The sequence below is a fragment of the Exiguobacterium acetylicum genome, from assembly GCF_019890935.1.
GTDB lineage: Bacteria > Bacillota > Bacilli > Exiguobacteriales > Exiguobacteriaceae > Exiguobacterium_A > Exiguobacterium_A abrahamii.
Genome location: NZ_CP082333.1, coordinates 1686385 through 1706057, shown reverse-complemented (window position 1 = coordinate 1706057; position 19673 = coordinate 1686385). Strand labels below are relative to the sequence as shown.

Sequence of the window (19673 nt, the reverse complement as noted above, 5' to 3'; positions counted from 1 at the left end):
GAGGAGGACGATGGTAACGATTTTGATTGCCGAAGATGACCGGAATGTCCGTCTACTATTGGGCGAGACACTCCGGTCCGCCGGCTTTACGGTGATTGAATCGAGAGACGGGAAAGACGCACTCGACCAACTGGATCAACAACACGTCGATCTCGTCGTAACGGATGTGATGATGCCGCACGTTTCAGGGATCGAACTGGTTGAGCTGCTGCGTGAATCAGGATACGAACAACCTGTCTTGATGCTGACGGTTCTGGATTCCTTTCAGGATAAGGAAGCCGGGTTCACGACCGGTGCTGATGATTATATGGTCAAGCCGGTTGATTTGGACGAACTGTTACTGCGGATCCGAGCGTTGTTACGCCGGTCAAAGATCGTAGCAGCGCAAGAATTAATCGTGGGTGCCCTGCAACTACGGATGACGGACGCGACGGTCGTAACGCCTCATGGTGAGATACCGTTACCACAAAAGGAGTTTCAACTGCTCTATCGCTTGCTCGCACATCCGAAGCAGATTTTTACGCGTCAGCAGTTGATGGACGAGATTTGGGGATATGATGTCGAGAGCGACAGTCGGACGGTCGATGTCCACATCAAGCGGTTGCGTGACAAGTTCAGCGCCTATGATGATTTTACGATCGAGACGGTCTGGGGACTCGGTTATAAGGGAGTGATCCAGTGAAACGCTTCATCCGCTCGATCTCCGGTCGCTTTTTCGTCATCCTCTTCGGTTTATTGTTACTACCACTGCTGTTACCGTTCATCATGACGGTCTGGTTCCAGTTCCAAGAAGTCGATCAAGACCTAAATAATCAATTGCAACAACGAACGGATCAGATTGAACGATTGATGCAAGACCAAAATCTGTCGTTCGCTGAGGCGAGTCAGTACATGGATCAGTCTTTGATTCAAACGACACAATACACGTCGCTCAATCAAGTACAATCATTATCGTCGTCAGAACGTGACCAGTTACAGCAAAAAGGAGAAATTACGATCGATGGGACGTGGCTCGAACCGTCGCAATACATTCGCCAGACGGAGACAGGATATCTCGTCTCGACACCGATTGCCGGACAACGCATCCTTGACGGATTACGAACGTCAGCTGGGATCGGTATCGTCATCACGATCGGCGTCGCCTTCATCCTGACCTGGCTCGCTGTCACGCTCGTGACACGACGGATTCGTAGCATCAGTGAAGCGGCGATTGAAGTGACGAACGGGAACTATGATGTCTCGATCAAGGAAGGTGGAAATGATGAGGTCGCACTCCTCGTTGAAAACTTCAACCACATGACCGAAGCACTGCGACGAAACGACCATCTCGCAAAAGATCTCGTCGCCTCGATCTCGCATGAGCTGAAGACACCGATTGCTTCGATTCAAGGATTTTCTAGGTTGTTACAGACAGAAGAAAATTCGGATAAACGGCAGCAGTACTTGACGATCATGGAGCAAGAGAGCACCCGTCTATCACGCTTGACGTCGAATCTCGTTCGCTTATCGCGGCTTGATCATCAGACGATCATCGAGCGGAAATGGTATCGCCTTGATGAACAACTTCGAACATGTCTTTTACTACTGGAACGACAGTGGACGGAGAAATCACTTCGACTGGAGCTTCATTTACCAGAAGTGTTCGTCGAGTGGGAAGAGGAACTGATGCAGCACGTCTGGCTCAATCTGCTTGAGAACGCGATTCGGTTTTCGCCGGAATCGGGAGTGTTAGAAGTGACCTTAAGTGAAGGAAAGAACATTCGTGTCACGATCCGCGATGAAGGACCGGGAATCGCAGAACCGGACTTACCGTACGTGTTCGATCGCTTTTATCAAGGCGAACAGTCACGAGCGAATGAAGGACATGGTCTTGGATTATCGATCGTTAAACGAATCATTGATTTACATGACGGTGAGTTAACGATTAGGAATCAGTCGGAGCAAGGCGCAATCGTGACCGTTACGTTAACGGCGCACGAGACGCGTGAATGATGACAGACGAAAAGGAGCGCGGACATACACGATGTTATCGTGAAGTGTAGCGCTCCTTTTCTTTTGCGTAAGTCATCAATGTGGATTCTGCTTAGTTGTCTAGCTTGATATGCATCCTTCGTAATTGTTTGTGTAGTATCCTTCTTTTCAAAGGGTCACCTGCGTCTTGATCAGGTGTACAGGAATATTCACTAAAGATTTTAGCACCGTCCTTGAGCCAGTTCGCGCGATACAAGTCGTGTGCTTCACTTCTTGATAAGAAGATACCGTCCTCGATTTCGACATCATCGTCTACTCCGAACTGAAAGCCACAACAAGAACAAAGTTCGAACGAGGCGTCACCATTTTCATAATAAGCACCGTCGTCCATTTGGTCATATCCACAGACGGGACATGTGTATTTCATGAAAGCACCTCATTGTTCAAGAATCTTTTGATACTTGTATCCTTTTAAGATATCTGTTTGATTCGTATAGGTCCAGTCAGCAATGGACTGATCTGGATGCAACTCAAAATAATGATTGAGGATATCACGCCCTAACATGTAGTTACTCCAGCGAGGAATCTCTTTTTGTTCGTTACCTACAACGAAGTCGAGTTGTGATACTTCATGGCTGTTGACGAGATGCACGACATGTTTCTTTGTTGCTTCATCCATATCCACATTCCAAGGAGTGGAAACGTCTTTGACGATTCGCTCGGCAAAGGCATCTGCCTTTCCTTCGACAATGACGGAATTAAGAGTCGTATTTAAACTAAAATCGGGTGTATCCATGAGGACTAAGTGATGATATTCATGTGCCGTCGTATATGCTAAGACATCTTGATCGTAGTTTGGATCCAGGTAGAGAATGAAAGCATCTTTATAGGCGGCTCCAGTAACACCTTTCATCGGCTGGATATCGAGAGAAGATTCAGGGTTAATGGGAGCGACAATAATAGTACTTTTCTTTTTAGGAAGGATCTTATGTGAAGCGATGAATTTTTTTTGGATGATTTTTTTAATGTTATCCTGTTGTTTCATCAAGTTCTCGATTTTATCGAGTAGCTCTTGTTCGTATACGGTTGATTGCAACATCAGAGAACCTTTTAAGTCGGCTGTCGCGAACTGCTCCTTTTCCCCGACTTCGTCGATATAGCTTAAGACATACTTCGCATAATTCTTTTTATCTATTTCAGGATCATTGTTTTTTAAAGACGCCTGTAGATATTTTTTGTACGGTTCATAGAGAAAAACAATGTTCAATTTACTTTCGTCATCAATTTTTATTGATTCGGATTGTATTTTTTCACTCTTTGACATCAGTTGAGTAGTAGGCTGTGATGTCTTTTGCACTTCTGTACAAGCGGATAAAAGCAGAACGGGAGCAGTTAAAAAAAATATCAGTGATTTTTTCAAGATACGTTCGTCCCCCTCTTTTTTAGGTGTAACAACATCTGCTGTTCAATTAATCCTCTTTCGCCATATGATCAATGATGATTGGATCACTGTAGGACAGAATATAAAAATCTTGTTCATGCGTCCTGATGGCAAATAAGTGCAAGTCTCCCCGTTCCGTATAAATTTCCTTCGTTTTCATATACTTCGCAGCGAACTCTCCCAAGATCGATTCTTTTGACTTCACGACCGGGTACGGATTTCGGAGTCTGTCGTCGATGATGCCATGCTCTTGCAACGTTCCTAGGAAAACGGCGTACTTTTCGAAACGCATCAAAAAGTAATCGCGCGAAGGATCGTCAATCAAAAGCTTGAATGTTTCGTCAGCGCCATAAAAATAGAAATCAATCGCGTAATGGTCGTTTGCCTTTAACGACATTGTATCCAGTTCGAGATCATATTCTTCAGTCGTCAGTAAAAAATCGAGATCAATAATCTTCAAAAAATTACTCCTTTGTGATGATTGATGTTGTCGAATATTATGTTATCGAAGATTTATCGATGAACCACTTCTCCCCATGTTCCGCGATGAAACGGTATTCCGCGCGGTAATGTGTGTCGTGACCTTCTTCTTTCATCTTGATGAAGGCAGCATCACCATCCGCAGCTCTTTGATCAATTAATAGATAGAGGGCTTCGACGCGTAACAATAACATGGATCGCAGTTCGGAACGCGGTCCTTCATAGCCATACGCATCAAGGAACCGACTCACTCGCTTGGCGAAACGTGTGTCATCTTGCTCTGGTGAATAAGCAAGAACGGATCCGTCAGGTGCTTGTCGTCTGCTGCTAAGCGGAACGAACGTATAGAGCGTGTAGACGATATCCCAAGCACGTGGACCGGGTGCTGCGAGGTCAAAGTCAATCACGCCACTCAGTTTTTGATCCTGAAAAATCGTATTGTAGACGGCAAAATCGTTGTGGCAGATGACTTCGTGCGGAGTCGGGGTATTGAGCAACGGTGCCCAGTCCGGTGAGACGTCGAAGTCGACTGTTGCGTCATGATACTGGCGCATCAGATGCGCAACATCGTCCAATACGTCGTCATGCCACATGTATGCTTTTAGCGGATAATCGGCCGTTTCGCCAGGGAGGAAGGTCAGGATCTCTCGATTTTGTTCGTCGATGCCGACGAAACGCGGAACACCGGATAGGCGTTTCGCTTCTAAGTGGCATAATAACCGTTGGACGTTGTTGCTGTTCTCCTTTTGTAAGCGATAGACATGCTCACCTTTTTGATAGACAGCGGAGACATTTCCGCCGGTCAATCGTTGTTCTTCAGACATGAATATTCCTTCTTTCTTTTGTAATCGGTTACATATCGGCTAGTCTTTTTGCATGCGTTGATGCAGAAGCGGGTGCTTTACGCACGATTGTCATGTTTTTCAATCAGTCGACACCGCATCGAAGAGTGCATCAAGCGTCGGATTCGTGACATGATCGAGGAATGTGTCAACGTCTTCCGTCGAACGAAGACGAACGATTTGGTCCGCTTCACCTGTAACTGGCGGCTCGATTCGTTGCCGCTGATAGATGTCGTAGTACGACGAGTCGCCACGAATTTCTCGTCCATCGCGTTTGGAGTGAGTCAGTCGGTTTAAAAAAGTGGCTTCGGGTAAATCGAACCAGACGAGGATCGAGCGGAACGTCGAACGGGAGAATGGATCTAATAATTGTTTCCGACCAATCCGCGTGGTGTTGGCATTACATAAGATGATTGTCTCAACGGAAGACGTGATTGCCTGGTCGATCAACCATCCCGTCAAGTCATGTTTGATCTGATTCGGTCCTTCTGTTGGAACGAGGTCCGAATAATGTTCGAGCAAAAAGCGAGCTTGAAGATCCTGATCGATGACAAGGCTTGCTGGTAGACGTTGAGCAAGCTGACGTGCGAAGGTCGTTTTCCCGGCATGGGTCGGTCCAATCGTCAACAGGACGGTCCTCATGATGTCAGTTGTTCTTCCGGTAAGCGATCAGCGAGAATCTGCGCGAGCCAATCTTCTTTCGTTCCGAAGCAAGAGGTCGTCCGTCCGATATGATAAAACGTACTGGCCAATGGTCCGGTGAAGTAGGTCGCATCCGGCATGCATAAGTAAATCGGGCGATTCGTCGCGAGCGCAATCCCGAGTTCGACGTGACTACTTTTTCCTGCTGGTAACACGAGGACGAAGGCGTCCGCTTGTTGCACGGCTTCGAATTCAGCAAGACCAATCTTTCGTAATGATTCGGGATCCTCTGCCCGATCATTCATCGTCCAGTCATATGTTACATCGTGTCCACGCAAGCGGAGTTCATCTCGGAGCCAGCGGACGGTCAACGTGTGATCAAAGCGAGAAGCGATATAAAGGTTCATGTATGGATTCCTTTCTCAAGTAAAAGTTGTTCGATAGCCTGAACGAGCGCGTAGGCTCCGTCAGACGTATTCGATAAGACGGTGACGATCGTTTCCGATTGTGGATAATAGGCGGAATGAAAGCTGACACCCGGATCATAGCCCATGATGTGCCACTTCTCGTGCGAGGCATCGAGTCGTTTCAGCCAGACGCCGTAACCATAAGACGCAACATCGTTGACTTTGACGTGGGGATGAAACAGTTGCGCAGTCATCGATTCAGACAGCAACTGATGCGTCAGAAGACTTCGCCAAAAACGTTCCATGTCTGATGCTGTGAGGAAGGCGCCGCCATCAGGTCCGCCAATGATCGGTAACGTATAGTGATTCGTTCGCCACGTTCCGTCTTCATTCTCGATATGACCGGTGGCTGTATCTGCCGGTAGGGAGTCGAGTCGGAAGTAACCAGACTGTGTCATTTGCGCACGAGCGAATAATTCGTTCGTCACGTAATCCGCGAAGGGTTGTTTCGTCAATTGTTCGATCACGAGACCGAGCAGGATGTATCCCGCATTGTTGTAATGAAAACATTCGCCCGCAGTGAACTGTCTTTTTTGATCCTGAAACAACGGTAAAAAATCGATGGGACGACGCAAACGATACATCGGGAAATCTTGAAAAACCTCCTCGAAATCGGTCATCGTCGCTTCGTCAAAATAATCACCGATGCCTGATGTATGGGTTAACAGATGATGTATGGTCACACCGTCTAGATCGATTTCTATGTCCGGTAGAATCGGCGCGACGTGTTCGTCGAGTGCAACCTTTCCTGCCTCGACTAACCGTAAGATGGCGATTGCCGTGAAGAGTTTTGCACCAGAGGCAATGCCGAATCGTGTCGTTTCTGTATTCGATGCGCGGTAGCCCCGATGTGCGAATCCGTCAGCATGGCTAAAGATTTGTTCACCTTGCTGGTGGATGGAGACCGCCCCTTCGAGATGCGTAAGCTCCGGTAAAGCAATGAGTTTCTTGTACACGTTCATCATCCTCTCTGCTTCCCATCCTATCGAATTCATTCATGCAAGAAAAGGGAATTATAAGAAAAATTTGAAAAAAATGAAACTTTTTAAACGTGTCGCGTATCTAATAGGGGAGTGATTGAGAAAAAGGAGGATGCCGATGTGTTTCGAAAGTCAGGTGCAGCATTATCCGACGCTGCTTTTGAAGCAGCTTTATTCGCAGAAGAAGACTATGTGTACCGTATTTCCTTCATTTATCTGAAAGAGGAGGCGGCAGCGCTTGAGAATGTCCAAGAGGTCGCGTACCGGGCATGGCGTGGGCGAAAGAGTTTACGGGATACTTCGTATTTTAAGACGTGGTTGACGCGCATCACGATGAATTGCGCTTTCCAGCAACATCGAGCGTCGTTTCAGCCGCTCGCGATCGAACCGAGTCAAACGACGTCGTTTGAAGAGCGTCTCGTCGATCGCTTGTACTTGGACGATTTACTGGATGTCCTCGAGCCGACCGAGCGCTCGATCGTCTACTTCCGGTATGAAGAAGATTTGTCATTGCAAGAGATTGCGCAAACCTTCAATGTGCCACTGAGTACGATCAAAAGCACGTTGTACCGCGCACTCGAGAAAGTACGACGACAGAAGGGGATGAGTCTATGAATCACGAGCCAAAAATCTTGATCGACGTACCGTCATCTGTCAGGCAACGGACAATCCAAGGTATCCGCAAAGCGAAACGGCGCCGGCGCTCGGTACAAGCTGCTTGTCTCGCTGCCGGTCTGACGATCATCGGTTTCAGTTCCTTGCAAGAGACCGTTCCCGAACAATCAGCGCAATCGATGAGGGTCGGCATGTATTATGATGAACAGTTCTACAAAGTTGCAAAAGAGATGACGAATTTAGACTGGCAACAGCTGAAAGGGAAGCGACTCGGCGTCACGGATGATGTCTTGACCGATACGGAACTGGAACAGGACACATCTGATTTTGCGTCGAACCTCGATGCGTTTACCGTCTATCAAGTCAAGGACGATCCGGTATCTGAGCACGTGCTGGTCGTTGGTGAGGAAGAGGGACGAGAACGGGTGATGATTCTGTCACCAGAACAGTAAAAGGGGGGAAAGGGAGATGAACATTCGGTCCTGGATAACTAGCGATTTGCCGCAATTGGTCAGTTTAATGGCGCAGCTCGGGTATCCGGCGAGCGAGCATGTGTTACGCGAACGATTTTCGCGGGTCACCCGTCATCCGGATTATGAATTGCTTGTGCTAGAAGATGACGATATGCTTCTCGGCTGCGTCGGTCTATTTCAGGCGCAAGCGTTCGAGCATGATACGACCTATGTCCGAATCGTCGCGTTTGTCGTCAACGCGAAACATCGTCGGCAGGGAATTGGACGCCGTTTGATCCGAGCAGCGGAAGACTGGGCGCAGGCAAGAGGAGCAACTGCCATTTTACTGAACAGTGGTAATCGACCAGAACGCGAAGCAGCCCATCACTTTTACCATGCGATGGGCTACAGCGTAACGAGCACGAGTTATTCGAAATCACTCGCTTCATCGTGATTTACGGAAACCATGGAAAGCACGAAATCCTTGTTGTTCATAAAAAGAAGCAGATTGACGAGTTGCCAGAAGATCGATCCGTGTCGGATAGGTAAGTTGCAAGTGATCGAGTAACTGTTGTCCGTACCCACGCTTGCGTGCGTTTCGGCTGACGAGGAGCTCACAGACGAACGTCGTCACTGAACCGTCCGTTAAAGCGCGGACATAGGCAAGGATTTCTCCGTCAGACTCAAGGACGAAAGCGGCATTTGCATTCATCCACGCGTTGCGAGTCCGCTCTTGATCAGAGACGAGATCCTGCCACCCTTCTAATGCGTTCAATTGATGAATCTGCTCAAAATCGTCAGGCTGGAAACGGCGAATCTGTTCCGTCATGGCTGGTTCTCCTTTCGTATCAAGTCTTGGAGTGGGGCAGGTAACTGGCACCAGTCCGAAAATTGCGTGTCAGTCAATGGAACATCGCCTGTGCGCTTCCAAATCGCCTGCATGCCAAGGGCGCGTGCCGGTAAGATGTCGTGGTCGTAATTGTCGCCGACATAAAGGACTTCGTCCGGGCGAACACCTAAACGATCCGTTAAGCGAAGGAAAAATATCGGATCCGGTTTACGGACGCCTTCTTGTTCCGAGATCCCAATCTGCGTAAAGAAGGGAGACAGTCCGATTGCGTCACAGACGGCACGTTGGAACGTCGTCCGACCGTTCGATAGTAAGCCGATGGATAGCTCAGGCGGTAATTGCGCAAAAAAGGTGTCGACCCCCTGAAAGCTCCGTGCGAAGATCGGATAACGCGTCACGTAGTCCTGTAGCAGTACTTCAACAGAAAGCGACAATTCGAAGCGACGAATCATTTCCGTATAGACGACGTCCTTCCAGACGCGTCCTTCTTGATCAAGCGCCAAGAACGTCGTGATATAGTCGTCGATCGGAACAGGCGCAACTTCACGAAAACGTTGATGCTGATCCCGAAGGAAATAGGGAAGAGAACCGGACCGGTCATGTAACGTCTCGTCTAAATCAAACAATAAAGCACGAATCAAGGTAAACACCATCTTTCAAAGTATAGAGGAGTGATTATAATGGAACGAATTATGCAACATCAGGGAAAACAAGTGACGTATTATGACGACGGTTCGACAGGTCGACCGTTGTTACTCTTACCCTCGCTCGGTGGGATGTATCAGGACTGGGCGGACATTCTGACGAAACTGACACCGGACTATCGCGTCGTCAGCTTTCATCCACACGAATGGTCGGACGATTACATCGACGGGACGACCGGCATCTTACGGCAAATCAATCAGTTCCTGAACGCGACGAATATTGCGACTCCGGTCACACTCGTAGGTCATTCCTACGGTGGTCTTGTCGCGCAAGCTTTTGCTCTACATCATCCAGAACGTGTCGCCGGTCTCGTTCTCGTGGATGCGACGTCCATTGATTTAGCAGAACTCGATCAGCTGGATACACCGATGCTCGACCGAGAAGGAGATGACGCCGTCTGGATCGATCGGTTCGAAGAACTATCAAAAGCAACTGATTTACGTGACCGTTTCCCGGACGGGGATGACCGCACGGATTGGAACCCGGCGTATTACCTGGCGATGCATGCGATCATCTCGCAGTGGAAAAGTGATGCGAAAGATCTTCAACCACGCATGCGCGATCTCGGTGTTCCGTTGACCGTTCTTGGACGGGACAAAGCGCAGTCGATCGAAACGATGATGGCTGCTGGTTTTCCAAAAGACGAACTGGAGCGGATGGAAGAAAAATGGCAGGAATTGATTCAGCGACAGGCGAATCTATCCTATCAGGCGAACGTGACGTTCGTTCCGGGAACATCACACCTGATGCATCGCGATCGTCCGGACGTCATCGTAGACGCGATATTGACACTACATCAATCGAAGGAGTTTACCGTATGACACGTATGTATGTACTACATGGTTTAATGGGAACGGCAGCAACACACTTTGCACCACAGCTATCCGCTTTAGCGGATGATTTTACGTTCATTCCGATTGATCTGCCTGGTCACGGAATGACGACGGAACCGGCAACGGAAGATTACTTATCACAAGCAACACGTGCCATCCGCGAACGGATGGCACAGGAAGGTCCAGGATGGATCCTCGGGTTGTCGCTCGGCGCAACGCTTGCGATGCAACTGGCACTCGACCCACCGGACGAACTCGAAGGGGTATGTATCACGGGTTTTTCACCATTCATTCCTAAAGCGATGGAACCGCTGATGCGCAAGCAACGAGAGTTCTTCCTCGACCTCGAACAGCAGGCACCGGAAATTGCCGACCAGTTCGAACAGTTGCATGGTCCTGCCTGGAAAACGACGGCGCGGGCAGTCCTCGATTTGATGACGTTCCGTTTTCCGGCACTAACGGAAGCGATGCTGCAGTCGATCACCTTACCGGTCGTCATCCTAAACGGAACGAATGAAACATACGAAGTCGACGCAACCGCGTTCGTTGCGGAACATGTGCCACACGTCATCGTTTTACCGGTCGAGGGAGCCGGGCATACGGCGAATCTCGATCAACCGGAACGCTTCAACGCCTTATTGCTTCAAGCGCATCAATCCATGCTGACGACTTAAGCGATCATTCATCTTTTCTTGATACATCTGCTCATCTGCCTCATGCAGGACGTCGTCGACACGGCGTCCTGTTGTCGTATGTACGGCGCCGATTGCGAGCCCGATTTCGTGTGTCGCGAACGTCGAGCGGACGTGTTCGACGAATCCCTCGAACAGCTCAATCGACGGACTCTCATCGATCAAGACGAATTCATCACCACCGATCCGGTAGCCATGGTCTGTCAAGCGGCGGATGCAAAGTCCTGTTTGTTCAAGCAAGGCATCACCGACCGCGTGACCGAACCGGTCGTTGAGCTCTTTTAGTTCATTCAAGTCAAGCAGAATCACCCCATATGCCGTCTTCTCTTGATCGAGTGTGTGGACAGCCTCGTTGAAGGCATGGCGATTCCCTAGACCAGTCAAGGCATCGATCCGGTATTGATCGAGCAATGCCTGTTGTGATTTCAACTGTTCGTCAATGTTACGGATCACCCCTTGAATGGCAACGATTTGCCCGTTTTCGCAAATGGGTGTCGCATACTCTTCGAACCAGACGTACGTTCCGTCATTCGTCCGCCAGCGTTGCCGAAACGGCTGATCGTAGTCACAGTCGCCCGAAATCTTCGACATCAAGACTTCGATGTCTTCCGGATGAATCCGCGCGAAACACTCGTCCGGATCCATGTAGCTGGCTGCTGCCACGCCTTTCCCCATATGGTCATCGAGGGAAGGACTGATATAACGAAACCGATATTCCGGCTGCACTTCGAACACGTAGAAGATATCTTTACACAGTGCGATCGTATCCGGCTGTTGTTGGCGGAATAACCGGAAACTGATCAACATGATAAGACCACCTACAATCAATCCCAATACAAATATGACGTCCACCTCCTCTACTCATCGACCATCATATCATAATTGGGTTTTATTACCTATAATTTACAAAAAACACTCTACTTCAATCGTAGAGTGTTTTTGGATTAATCTAGCTCAATGCAGACACGAAATCCTCGGCTTGCGTAATAAGAATCAGCCCCGTTGTGATAGATGAACGTCGTCTCATAACGACGATCTCCGAATAAAGCGCCACCTTTTTGACGAATCACGTCCGGCGTCTTAAGCCAACTGGAGGTTTTTTCGTCAAACGAAAACTGCGTCTGCAGTGTTTGATACTGTTCTGGTGTTAAGAGGTGCACCTCTAGCGCCTCAATCATCGACTCGACACTTGCGGCAGGCGCATTTTTCTTTCGACCAAGTCGAGCGGATTCGTCCAAACAGACACTTCGACGACCAGACGGACTCTCTTTGGCAGTATCGACGATGACGAGTCGTCCATTAAGAGCTACGACATTCGGCTCTCCGCCTGTCTGTTCCATCCAAGCGAGGGCTGCTTGTTTCGAAGACGTCAGTCGTGACTCCACCTCGTCATACGAAAGACCCTCGTGGCGATCAGAAGTAGCTTCAAAACGATCACGAAACATCGTGAGTTGCTCATCCATCGGTAAAACCTCACTTTCTTAGTTCGTTTTTTCCATTATTCAATGAATCCGTTTCCAGTGCAATCGTTTAGTGACTGAATAAGTCAATCTGAAGACAATTGACAAATGAAATCGGACTGCCTACACTAATTGTACATATCCGGTTTCTGTTGCGATCGCGCGTACAGGAACGACATTTAGGAGAGGAGCCCAACCGTATGCGCTGGATCAGTTATGCGGCTGTTGTGACGATTCTTTCGTTCTTAGCGTTCACAGCATATTCGTTCTTGACGACGATCGACTTTGAGATCGTCTATCAATTCGGAACGTTTGCGATGACGTTATCCTATTTTATCTTTGGTTTACCGATGTTATGGATCGTCCGTCATTATCCATTGACCCTTCGTTTACTCATCTACGTGACGACGAGTAGTGTCGTCCTGTTTCTTTTCATTGGTTTGTATGAAGCGTGGCATGATGCATCGCTGTCTCCGCTCCCACCAACCGGAAGCATGATTCAGTTCACGGCTCTTGCCTGTCTATTATTCGTTTTACCGTATGAGATCGTCTATCGTAAAAATTTCGTTTCCATTCAACCACGTGTTTCTTGACAGTATTCTTGTTCCTCAAGAATGCTGTTTTTTTATTTCCTTTTATTTAGAAGGAATTCCCAATAAATTCTTGAATAGTACGTTATCACGAATATATGGAGGGCTTACATATGGAAGGAACATTTCAATGCAAACAGATGGGAAAATCATTTTCGGGAGACGGTGTCGAGACACATGCGTTACAAGACATCGAAGTGACGCTTGAAGCAGGTGACTTCATCTCAATCATCGGTCCATCAGGTTCTGGAAAGTCGACGTTACTCAGTTTGATCGGAACACTCGATCGTCCGACGAGCGGGGAGTTGCATTACGACGGAAAACCAATCAATAAATTAAACAGCAAAGAACTATCCGACTTCCGGTTCGAGAACATCGGCTTCATCTTCCAACAGTTTCATTTGATTCCAACGCTGACGGCGCTTGAAAATGTCATGGCGCCTTTGTTCGGTCGAAAAGTACCATATGATAAAAAAGAACGCGCCGAGCAGTTACTTGCACAAGTCGGTCTTGCTGATAAAGCAGGCAGTTTGCCGTCGCAACTTTCCGGTGGACAACAACAACGGGTCGCCGTTGCCCGAGCACTCGTCCATGAACCGAAATGGTTGCTTGCCGATGAGCCGACAGGGAACCTCGATACGGATACGGGAGAAATCATCTTCAATCTCTTACGGTCATTAAACGAAGAAAAAGGCTGCGGCGTCTTGTTCGTCACCCACGATCCGGCACTCGCCGAACGGGCGAACCGAACGATCGAGATGCGAGATGGCGTCATCATCGAAGATCGTCTCGTGCGTGTCTGAGCCTCGTTTTTGAACTCCGTTCCTCCACCCTTTACACTGAAAGGGTAGAGGAGGAATGCGTGATGCGACTAGGAATACTGGATCAAGTACCGTTACATGAGGGCGATACGGTCGAAGCGACGATGGAAGCGACGGAACGACTCGTCTTAGAAGCCGAGCGACTCGGTTACGAACGGTACTGGTTCGCCGAACATCATAATACGAACGGTTTGCTCAGTGCGGCACCGGAGTTGTTCATCGCCCGAATGGGTGCGAAGACGTCAAAAATCAAGCTTGGTTCAGGTGGCGTGTTGTTGCCGCAGTATCATCCGCTGAAAGTCGCCGAGAGCTTTGCGACGCTCGATGCGTTTTATCCGGGGCGGATCGAACTCGGGATCGGTAATTCGCCGGGCGGGAGCGAACGGACACGACTTGCGTTGACGGATGGAGAAGAAAACCGGGCAGCGGAGTTTAGTCGACTCGTCGATGAAACGGCGGGCTTCTTAACAGACAGTCTATCGAATCGACACCCATACCGGATCGTCAAGACGACACCACGTGACAGGAAACCGTCACCGATTTCGATCCTGGGTCTGTCACCACGTAGCGCGCGGATTGCAGCCGAACAAGATCGTGGTCTCGTGTTTGGTCACTTCATCAATCCGGATCGTTGGGAAGAGACGCTCTCGACATATCGCGAGGCAGGCGGGAAGAACGTCATCGCTTGTGTTTTCGTTATTTGTGCTCCGACACAAGAAGAAGCAGAACGTCTCGCTCGAACACAGGATGCCTGGATTCAAGGCGTCCGACTCGGGAATTCGATCGTTCCGTCGTTTACGACGACAGAAGCAAAGGTCTGGAATGACGTGCAAATAGAACGGATCCGCAAAGATCGCCGACGAGCAATTGTTGGGACACCGGATGTCGTTGAGCGTGAGCTAGAGGTATTAGCAACGCGTTATCAAACGGATCAATTTTTACTGATCAACAATGCCTTTGATCAAGAAAAACGATTACAGTCGTACCAGCTCATCGCGGAACGACTACTCTAAACAGAACAGGACCCCTCGTTAGCTGTTTGGCTAATGAGGGGTCCTGTTAATAAATTCTACATTCAATTAACGTTGAGCCGTTGGACGAATCAAGATCTCGTTGATCGCGACATCTTCTGGTTCGTTGACGGCGTAAGCGATGGCACGCGCAATCGCGCTCGCATCGATCGCTTTCAAGTCACCAATCCCTTGTTTGATTTCTTCATCCGAGATATGGTCCTTCAGTTCTGTATCGACCGCTCCCGGTGAGATGATCGTTGCACGGATGTGATTGTCGACCGATTCTTCCTTGCGGAGACCTTCCGTGATCGCGCGAACGGCGAATTTCGTACCGCTATAGACAGCGCTCGACGGCATGACTTCGTGACCTGCGACGGACGAGATGTTGATGACATGTCCGCTTTTTTGTTCGCGCATGTACGGCAAGACGGCTCCGATTCCGTGGAGAACACCTTTGATATTGACGTCGACCATCGTATTCCATTCATCCTGTTGATTCTTGTGGAGGTGTGATAGTGGCATCAATCCAGCGTTATTGACGATGACATCAACTGAGCCGAACTTGTCTTTCGCAAGTTTAGCGAGTGCATCGACTTGCTCGCGATCAGTCACGTCCGTCACTTGATAGACGGCTTGACCACCTTCTGCTTCAACGGCTTTGACGAGTTCTTGCAAACGATCTTCCCGGCGTGCAGCAAGAACAAGTTTTGCGCCTTGTTTTGCAAGTTCTTTAGCGGTTGCTTCCCCAATCCCGCTTGATGCACCTGTAATGATGACGACTTTATCCTGAATCATCTGAACTCCTCCTTTTGAATAACGTACTCCTTGAGAGGTATTGCCGCTTTTGTTGATTTAAAAACATCGTATAGGAGGTTTATTTATGAAACGCTATGTATGGATCGGGTTGATCGTGATTGCAATGGCAATCGGATGGTTTTTATCGCTTGATCCATTTCGGCATCAACCACCAGAACCTACTGTAACCATCGAGGATCGCGACGTGAAGGTGTCTATCGGTACCTACGATTGGTCAGGAATGTTTCGCGGAGAAACAGCGGATGCGAAGGCCGAAGCCATCGATTTAGTAAAAGACGATCCGAGTACGCTAGCAAAGCCTGAAGATCGCTTGACGATTCGTTTTGAAGAGGGACCAACTCCGAAGTCTGTCACGATTGTTCTATGGTCGGTCGAGGATAAAAAAGAAATTAAAACATATAAGAAGACTGGGCAGATTACAGTTCCCTCGACTCCCGGACGATACGTCTACCAGATCACAGCCGACTGGAAAGAAGGTGCTGGCGATTTCGCCTTTCCGATTGAAGTGAAATGAACGGCAAGATAAAAACATATTGACAGGATGTATGTTTAGTGATAAATAAATGAATCGTTGACCTCTTCTTTTATTAAAAGAGGTCTTTTTTCGTTAAATATAGTAAATAATCTATTGGTTTCGTTAATCATAGTCCGAATAATCAGAATATATGAACATTTTAACAAAAGTGTATGTAAATGTTTCGGGTTCGAATGAACGGGAATAAACACATCATACACATAATAGTTCATGTGTTGAATCACCTAGGTGAAAGAAGCTAACAATCGTAAAGGAGAGGTGCAGATGAATGGGTTCAATCGATTCTTACTCGTCATCATAGGCATACTCGGACTCGTCAGTGTCGGGCTGCTTGTGCTCGGTGTGTATGATGTTCCACGGCTCAGTTCGTTAATCGAGCAGTGGCAGGATCAGCAATGGTATAGCTATACCGTTCTATCCATCGGAGGATTTTTAGCATTCGTATTCGTCATTCTATTATTCACAGGATTATTCAGCCGCTCAAAAGGTCAACGTTTGTTGATTCAAACGGGCGACGGAACGATCACGATTTCGAAGGAAACAATCGAACGGACGGCACTGGAGTCGATTCGTGGGATTGGTGGCGTACGGACACCTCGTGTCCATGCCGACATCCATTCGAAAAAAGAGACAGTTGCTTTAAAAGTCGACTGCTCGGTCTTCGGACAAGAGGGACTGCCGACGATCGCAAAGGATATTCAAGAACGCACTAAACAAGCCGTCGAATCCTTACTCGAGTTACCAGTCACGAGTACGAAGGTCACGATTAGTGACACGAAAACAAAAACATCGGAACGTGTCGTCTAAGAGAGGAGAGGGAACATGAAGACAAGGGAAGCACTTTACCCGTATCGGTTCCGACTGATCGGAGGACTTGTCGGTCTAATCCTCGCCATCTTATTTTTGACGATTGGCTTTGGTCCGACAATTCTCATCGTTGCCTTCGCAGCGATCGGATTCTTGATTGGGAAGTGGCGCGATGGTGCGCTCGATATCGAAGGGTGGATTCAGTTCTTTCAACGGGACTGATTCATATATATCTAACTACACATTCAAAAGGAGAGATTTCAAATGGCAAACGAAGTAAACACAACAACTGAAAACGAAGTGGTACGCGAGAATAAATTGACGTTCGAAGATCAAGTCATCAAAAAAATCGCAGGGATCGCGTCGAATGAAGTGACAGGTATCTTGTCAATGAGTGGTGGATTCATGAGTGGACTGACGGATCGTCTCCGGAGTTCAGAAGACATCACGAAAGGAATTGGTGCGGAAGTCGGCGAACGCCAAGTCGCACTCGATTTGAAAGTCATCGTCGAATACGGTAAAAATATTCCGTCGATCTTCCAAGAGACGGTCGCTAAAATCAAAAAATCAATCAGCGATATGACAGGACTTGAAGTCGTCGAGGTCAACATGCACGTCGAGGACGTCATGACACGCGCTGAATTTGAAGCGAAAAATAAATCGAACAACGAACAAGAAGAAAAGAGCCGCGAACTGCAATAAGGAAGTCCAAAGATCCGACGAACTCGTCGGGTCTTTTTTCATGGAATCGACACGACGTTTGACTAAACTAGAGCCTTTTTCGGGAATAGATTAGTATCACGATAAACGAAAGGATGATTCAAGATGCGACTAACAGGTAAAACGATCATCGTCACGGGAGCTGGCTCAGGAATGGGTGAAGCCATGGCCAAATTGTTTGCACAAGAAGGCGCACGGATCGTCGCAGCCGACATTCGGTTGGATACCGTCGAACGGGTCGTCTCTGACATCAAGGAAGCGGGTGGAGAATCGATCGCTGTTGCGAGTGATGTCGCCAAACCTAACGCAGCAACAGAACTCGTCCAACAAGCGCTTGAGGCTTACGGCGAACTGGACGTTCTCGTCAACAATGCCGGTATCATGGACGGAATGGAGGGAGTGGAAGACATCTCCGATGAGCGCTGGGATCACGTTCTCGCCGTCAATACGACAGGAACGATGCGTCTGATGCGCGAAGCGGTCAAGCACTTCAAGCAAGTAAAAGGTGGAGTCATTTTGAATAACATCTCGATCGGTGGTCTGAACGGTGCCCGGGCAGGAGCAGCCTATACCGCTTCCAAACATGCCGTCATTGGTCTGACGAAGAATACCGCCTTCTTTTACGCCGGAGAGGGAATCCGCTGTAACGGGATCGCACCTGGAGCCGTCGAGACGAACATCGGCCAATCAATGACGAACCTGAATGAATTCGGGATGGGCCGCGCGATGCTTGGCATGGGACTCAATCCACGTGCCGGTCAGCCGGATGAGATCGCAAAGTTGGCATTGTTCCTCGTGTCTGACGAGGCGAGCTTTATTAACGGGGCGATCGTCGTCGCCGATGGTGGATGGAGTGCGTATTAAAAATCATATCCTATTTACTAGATTACAGTTTAAAATGGCAGGAACTTGTCGATATAAGGGATAATATGACAATAGGAGCATTATGACCTTGAGTTTGAATCCGGGGAGGAATCGGCATGTCGATGCAAGAACAGGCAGCACACGTCACCGACACACAAGTCATTCGAGCAATCGAGCAAAATCTGGCAATCATTCGCTTCGACGATCGACGGAAAGTCGCATATGTCAACGAGTTGTTTGCCCGGACGATGGGGTATGAAGTGGAAGAGCTAATTGGTAAATACCACCGTGACCTTTGCTTTCCAGCGTACGTCAATAGTCCAGATTACGAGTTGTTTTGGCGCAAATTGATGCAAGGCATCACCTATCAGGACAAGATTGAACGCCGGGCTGCCGATGGGCAACAAAAATGGCTCGAAGCGACGTATATGCCAATCTACTCGGATGACGGGCGCCGGGTCGTCGGTGTCTCGAAAATTGCATCGGACATTACGATTCGCCAACAGGACGTCTTACGGATGGCAGCTGAACTCAACGAGACATCCGCGTTCTTGACGGTCAAATCGGAGAGTGGTCGTCAGGACGGTCTAAACGTACTGGCGACCGTCCAACAAGTCGAGGCGGAGTCCGTCGAGAATCTGTCGAGCCTTGTTGCCTTACGGAAGGATGCGAATTCGATCACCGATATCGTCAAGACGATCCGTGATATTGCGGCGCAGACGAATCTACTCGCCTTGAATGCGGCGATCGAGGCGGCACGTGCTGGTGAACATGGGCGCGGGTTCGATGTCGTCGCGACCGAAGTCCGAAACCTGTCGAACAAAGTGTCCCACTCAATCGGGGAGATCAAGAACAACATTGAAGGGATCGTTGAGCGGATTGAAGATGTTTCGCACAGCATCGAGCGCATTTCGTCTAAGGTCAAGGACAGTACGGGTCAACTCGAGCATACGGTCAGTGAGTTCGATCAATTGGCTGATTCAGCGAAACAACTCGAGCGTCAGGCAAAACAATTCGTCCATGTCTTATGACACACATCGATACCGGATCACACGAGCTGTTCGCTTGTAGTTGATT

General features: G+C 48.6%; 28 protein-coding genes. 16 read left to right on the top strand and 12 right to left on the bottom strand.

The window, feature by feature from the left end:
* Positions 1-10 precede the first annotated feature (10 nt).
* Together K7G97_RS08930 and K7G97_RS08925 are read left to right on the top strand one after the other, a co-directional pair.
* Positions 11-682 (top strand): response regulator transcription factor, encoded by a 672-nt coding sequence (locus K7G97_RS08930; protein WP_023468396.1) that lies wholly within the window; start codon positions 11-13, stop codon positions 680-682.
* A complete protein-coding gene (locus tag K7G97_RS08925) occupies positions 679-1992 on the top strand; it encodes a HAMP domain-containing sensor histidine kinase (protein ID WP_223040349.1) in 1314 nt (437 codons plus the stop codon). The genes K7G97_RS08930 and K7G97_RS08925 overlap by 4 nt, the downstream gene beginning before the upstream one ends.
* Positions 1993-2083: 91 nt before the next feature.
* Here K7G97_RS08925 and K7G97_RS08920 read toward each other — a convergent pair whose 3' ends face one another.
* From K7G97_RS08920 to K7G97_RS08890, 7 genes are all read right to left on the bottom strand, one after another.
* Complete coding sequence (locus tag K7G97_RS08920; protein WP_223040348.1) at positions 2084-2398, bottom strand: hypothetical protein; 315 nt, start codon at positions 2396-2398, stop codon at positions 2084-2086.
* A 9-nt stretch (positions 2399-2407) separates the two neighbouring features.
* Positions 2408-3391, bottom strand: coding sequence for a DUF2268 domain-containing putative Zn-dependent protease (locus K7G97_RS08915; protein ID WP_262415728.1), 984 nt, complete (start codon positions 3389-3391; stop codon positions 2408-2410).
* A 49-nt stretch (positions 3392-3440) separates the two neighbouring features.
* Positions 3441-3872 (bottom strand): hypothetical protein, encoded by a 432-nt coding sequence (locus K7G97_RS08910; protein WP_214729460.1) that lies wholly within the window; start codon positions 3870-3872, stop codon positions 3441-3443.
* Between the two features lie 37 nt (positions 3873-3909).
* Positions 3910-4716 (bottom strand): phosphotransferase, encoded by an 807-nt coding sequence (locus tag K7G97_RS08905; RefSeq protein WP_223040347.1) that lies wholly within the window; start codon positions 4714-4716, stop codon positions 3910-3912.
* 99 nt (positions 4717-4815) lie between these two features.
* Positions 4816-5376 (bottom strand): P-loop nucleotide/nucleoside kinase family protein, encoded by a 561-nt coding sequence (locus K7G97_RS08900; RefSeq protein ID WP_223040346.1) that lies wholly within the window; start codon positions 5374-5376, stop codon positions 4816-4818.
* A complete protein-coding gene (locus K7G97_RS08895; protein WP_223040345.1) occupies positions 5373-5783 on the bottom strand; it encodes a nucleoside 2-deoxyribosyltransferase domain-containing protein in 411 nt (136 codons plus the stop codon). The genes K7G97_RS08900 and K7G97_RS08895 overlap by 4 nt, the downstream gene beginning before the upstream one ends.
* The gene (locus K7G97_RS08890) at positions 5780-6799 is read right to left on the bottom strand and encodes a serine hydrolase domain-containing protein (protein ID WP_262415727.1); all 1020 of its coding nucleotides are present in this window, start codon (positions 6797-6799) and stop codon (positions 5780-5782) included. The genes K7G97_RS08895 and K7G97_RS08890 overlap by 4 nt, the downstream gene beginning before the upstream one ends.
* Before the next feature lie 144 nt (positions 6800-6943).
* Between K7G97_RS08890 and K7G97_RS08885 the strand changes: the two genes are divergently transcribed.
* The 3 genes from K7G97_RS08885 to K7G97_RS08875 are packed head-to-tail and all read left to right on the top strand — an operon-like array spanning position 6944 to position 8344.
* Positions 6944-7438 carry an RNA polymerase sigma factor gene (locus K7G97_RS08885; RefSeq protein WP_223040343.1) on the top strand — a complete coding sequence of 165 codons (495 nt, stop codon included), beginning with the start codon at positions 6944-6946 and terminating at the stop codon, positions 7436-7438.
* Complete coding sequence (locus K7G97_RS08880; protein ID WP_223040342.1) at positions 7435-7890, top strand: hypothetical protein; 456 nt, start codon at positions 7435-7437, stop codon at positions 7888-7890. The genes K7G97_RS08885 and K7G97_RS08880 overlap by 4 nt, the downstream gene beginning before the upstream one ends.
* 16 nt (positions 7891-7906) lie before the next feature.
* Positions 7907-8344: a GNAT family N-acetyltransferase gene (locus tag K7G97_RS08875; protein WP_223040341.1), complete on the top strand. Its 438-nt coding sequence runs from the start codon at positions 7907-7909 to the stop codon at positions 8342-8344.
* Here K7G97_RS08875 and K7G97_RS08870 read toward each other — a convergent pair.
* Both K7G97_RS08870 and K7G97_RS08865 read right to left on the bottom strand, forming a co-directional pair.
* Positions 8336-8719 (bottom strand): GNAT family N-acetyltransferase, encoded by a 384-nt coding sequence (locus tag K7G97_RS08870; protein ID WP_223040340.1) that lies wholly within the window; start codon positions 8717-8719, stop codon positions 8336-8338. The genes K7G97_RS08875 and K7G97_RS08870 overlap by 9 nt on opposite strands.
* Positions 8716-9381 carry an HAD family hydrolase gene (locus tag K7G97_RS08865; protein WP_223040339.1) on the bottom strand — a complete coding sequence of 222 codons (666 nt, stop codon included), beginning with the start codon at positions 9379-9381 and terminating at the stop codon, positions 8716-8718. Before K7G97_RS08865 ends, K7G97_RS08870 begins: the two co-directional genes overlap by 4 nt.
* Positions 9382-9420: 39 nt before the next feature.
* Here K7G97_RS08865 and K7G97_RS08860 point away from each other — a divergent pair, with 39 nt between their 5' ends.
* Both K7G97_RS08860 and K7G97_RS08855 read left to right on the top strand, forming a co-directional pair.
* Positions 9421-10266, top strand: a complete 846-nt coding sequence (locus K7G97_RS08860; RefSeq protein ID WP_223040338.1) for an alpha/beta fold hydrolase — start codon at positions 9421-9423, stop codon at positions 10264-10266.
* Complete coding sequence (locus K7G97_RS08855; RefSeq protein WP_223040337.1) at positions 10263-10952, top strand: alpha/beta fold hydrolase; 690 nt, start codon at positions 10263-10265, stop codon at positions 10950-10952. The genes K7G97_RS08860 and K7G97_RS08855 overlap by 4 nt, the downstream gene beginning before the upstream one ends.
* Here the strand turns inward: K7G97_RS08855 and K7G97_RS08850 are convergent.
* Positions 10914-11777 carry a sensor domain-containing diguanylate cyclase gene (locus K7G97_RS08850; RefSeq protein WP_023468378.1) on the bottom strand — a complete coding sequence of 288 codons (864 nt, stop codon included), beginning with the start codon at positions 11775-11777 and terminating at the stop codon, positions 10914-10916. The two genes, K7G97_RS08855 and K7G97_RS08850, sit on opposite strands and share 39 nt — an antisense overlap.
* Positions 11778-11914: 137 nt before the next feature.
* On the bottom strand, positions 11915-12433 hold the full coding sequence (locus tag K7G97_RS08845) for a DUF4256 domain-containing protein (RefSeq protein ID WP_223040336.1): 519 nt from the start codon (positions 12431-12433) through the stop codon (positions 11915-11917).
* Between the two features lie 197 nt (positions 12434-12630).
* On the opposite strand from K7G97_RS08845, the gene K7G97_RS08840 reads away from it, so the two are divergent.
* The 3 genes from K7G97_RS08840 (at position 12631) to K7G97_RS08830 (ending at position 14854) form a co-directional block, all read left to right on the top strand.
* Entirely contained in the window at positions 12631-13023 is a 393-nt protein-coding gene (locus tag K7G97_RS08840) for a hypothetical protein (RefSeq protein WP_023468377.1), read from the top strand.
* 110 nt (positions 13024-13133) lie between these two features.
* Positions 13134-13823: an ABC transporter ATP-binding protein gene (locus tag K7G97_RS08835; protein WP_023468376.1), complete on the top strand. Its 690-nt coding sequence runs from the start codon at positions 13134-13136 to the stop codon at positions 13821-13823.
* 62 nt (positions 13824-13885) lie between these two features.
* Positions 13886-14854, top strand: a complete 969-nt coding sequence (locus tag K7G97_RS08830) for an LLM class flavin-dependent oxidoreductase (RefSeq protein WP_223040335.1) — start codon at positions 13886-13888, stop codon at positions 14852-14854.
* A gap of 66 nt (positions 14855-14920) precedes the next feature.
* Here the strand turns inward: K7G97_RS08830 and K7G97_RS08825 are convergent, their stop codons facing one another.
* Positions 14921-15649, bottom strand: coding sequence for an SDR family oxidoreductase (locus K7G97_RS08825; protein WP_058264994.1), 729 nt, complete (start codon positions 15647-15649; stop codon positions 14921-14923).
* Positions 15650-15734: 85 nt separating this feature from the next.
* On the opposite strand from K7G97_RS08825, the gene K7G97_RS08820 reads away from it, so the two are divergent.
* The 6 genes from K7G97_RS08820 (at position 15735) to K7G97_RS08795 (ending at position 19627) form a co-directional block, all read left to right on the top strand.
* Positions 15735-16184: a hypothetical protein gene (locus K7G97_RS08820; protein WP_223040334.1), complete on the top strand. Its 450-nt coding sequence runs from the start codon at positions 15735-15737 to the stop codon at positions 16182-16184.
* A gap of 285 nt (positions 16185-16469) precedes the next feature.
* Positions 16470-17012, top strand: coding sequence for an alkaline shock response membrane anchor protein AmaP (amaP, locus tag K7G97_RS08815; protein ID WP_223040333.1), 543 nt, complete (start codon positions 16470-16472; stop codon positions 17010-17012).
* A gap of 15 nt (positions 17013-17027) precedes the next feature.
* Positions 17028-17234, top strand: a complete 207-nt coding sequence (locus K7G97_RS08810) for a DUF2273 domain-containing protein (protein ID WP_035397250.1) — start codon at positions 17028-17030, stop codon at positions 17232-17234.
* Between the two features lie 42 nt (positions 17235-17276).
* Complete coding sequence (locus K7G97_RS08805; RefSeq protein WP_023468370.1) at positions 17277-17714, top strand: Asp23/Gls24 family envelope stress response protein; 438 nt, start codon at positions 17277-17279, stop codon at positions 17712-17714.
* 123 nt (positions 17715-17837) lie between these two features.
* Positions 17838-18596 (top strand): SDR family oxidoreductase, encoded by a 759-nt coding sequence (locus tag K7G97_RS08800; protein ID WP_223040332.1) that lies wholly within the window; start codon positions 17838-17840, stop codon positions 18594-18596.
* 116 nt (positions 18597-18712) lie between these two features.
* Complete coding sequence (locus tag K7G97_RS08795; RefSeq protein ID WP_251133484.1) at positions 18713-19627, top strand: methyl-accepting chemotaxis protein; 915 nt, start codon at positions 18713-18715, stop codon at positions 19625-19627.
* The last annotated feature ends 46 nt before the right edge of the window (positions 19628-19673 follow it).

Coding starts and splice junctions, on each gene's coding strand:
- K7G97_RS08855 (WP_223040337.1), top strand. CDS start 10,263: ATGACACGTATGTATGTACTACATGGTTTAATGGGAACGGCAGCAACA.
- K7G97_RS08900 (WP_223040346.1), bottom strand. CDS start 5,376: ATGAGGACCGTCCTGTTGACGATTGGACCGACCCATGCCGGGAAAACG.
- amaP (WP_223040333.1), top strand. CDS start 16,470: ATGAATGGGTTCAATCGATTCTTACTCGTCATCATAGGCATACTCGGA.
- K7G97_RS08860 (WP_223040338.1), top strand. CDS start 9,421: ATGGAACGAATTATGCAACATCAGGGAAAACAAGTGACGTATTATGAC.
- K7G97_RS08830 (WP_223040335.1), top strand. CDS start 13,886: ATGCGACTAGGAATACTGGATCAAGTACCGTTACATGAGGGCGATACG.
- K7G97_RS08920 (WP_223040348.1), bottom strand. CDS start 2,398: ATGAAATACACATGTCCCGTCTGTGGATATGACCAAATGGACGACGGT.
- K7G97_RS08795 (WP_251133484.1), top strand. CDS start 18,713: ATGTCGATGCAAGAACAGGCAGCACACGTCACCGACACACAAGTCATT.
- K7G97_RS08810 (WP_035397250.1), top strand. CDS start 17,028: ATGAAGACAAGGGAAGCACTTTACCCGTATCGGTTCCGACTGATCGGA.
- K7G97_RS08930 (WP_023468396.1), top strand. CDS start 11: ATGGTAACGATTTTGATTGCCGAAGATGACCGGAATGTCCGTCTACTA.
- K7G97_RS08805 (WP_023468370.1), top strand. CDS start 17,277: ATGGCAAACGAAGTAAACACAACAACTGAAAACGAAGTGGTACGCGAG.
- K7G97_RS08835 (WP_023468376.1), top strand. CDS start 13,134: ATGGAAGGAACATTTCAATGCAAACAGATGGGAAAATCATTTTCGGGA.
- K7G97_RS08825 (WP_058264994.1), bottom strand. CDS start 15,649: ATGATTCAGGATAAAGTCGTCATCATTACAGGTGCATCAAGCGGGATT.
- K7G97_RS08875 (WP_223040341.1), top strand. CDS start 7,907: ATGAACATTCGGTCCTGGATAACTAGCGATTTGCCGCAATTGGTCAGT.
- K7G97_RS08870 (WP_223040340.1), bottom strand. CDS start 8,719: ATGACGGAACAGATTCGCCGTTTCCAGCCTGACGATTTTGAGCAGATT.
- K7G97_RS08845 (WP_223040336.1), bottom strand. CDS start 12,433: ATGGATGAGCAACTCACGATGTTTCGTGATCGTTTTGAAGCTACTTCT.
- K7G97_RS08800 (WP_223040332.1), top strand. CDS start 17,838: ATGCGACTAACAGGTAAAACGATCATCGTCACGGGAGCTGGCTCAGGA.
- K7G97_RS08850 (WP_023468378.1), bottom strand. CDS start 11,777: ATGTTGATCAGTTTCCGGTTATTCCGCCAACAACAGCCGGATACGATC.
- K7G97_RS08840 (WP_023468377.1), top strand. CDS start 12,631: ATGCGCTGGATCAGTTATGCGGCTGTTGTGACGATTCTTTCGTTCTTA.
- K7G97_RS08895 (WP_223040345.1), bottom strand. CDS start 5,783: ATGAACCTTTATATCGCTTCTCGCTTTGATCACACGTTGACCGTCCGC.
- K7G97_RS08820 (WP_223040334.1), top strand. CDS start 15,735: ATGAAACGCTATGTATGGATCGGGTTGATCGTGATTGCAATGGCAATC.
- K7G97_RS08880 (WP_223040342.1), top strand. CDS start 7,435: ATGAATCACGAGCCAAAAATCTTGATCGACGTACCGTCATCTGTCAGG.
- K7G97_RS08905 (WP_223040347.1), bottom strand. CDS start 4,716: ATGTCTGAAGAACAACGATTGACCGGCGGAAATGTCTCCGCTGTCTAT.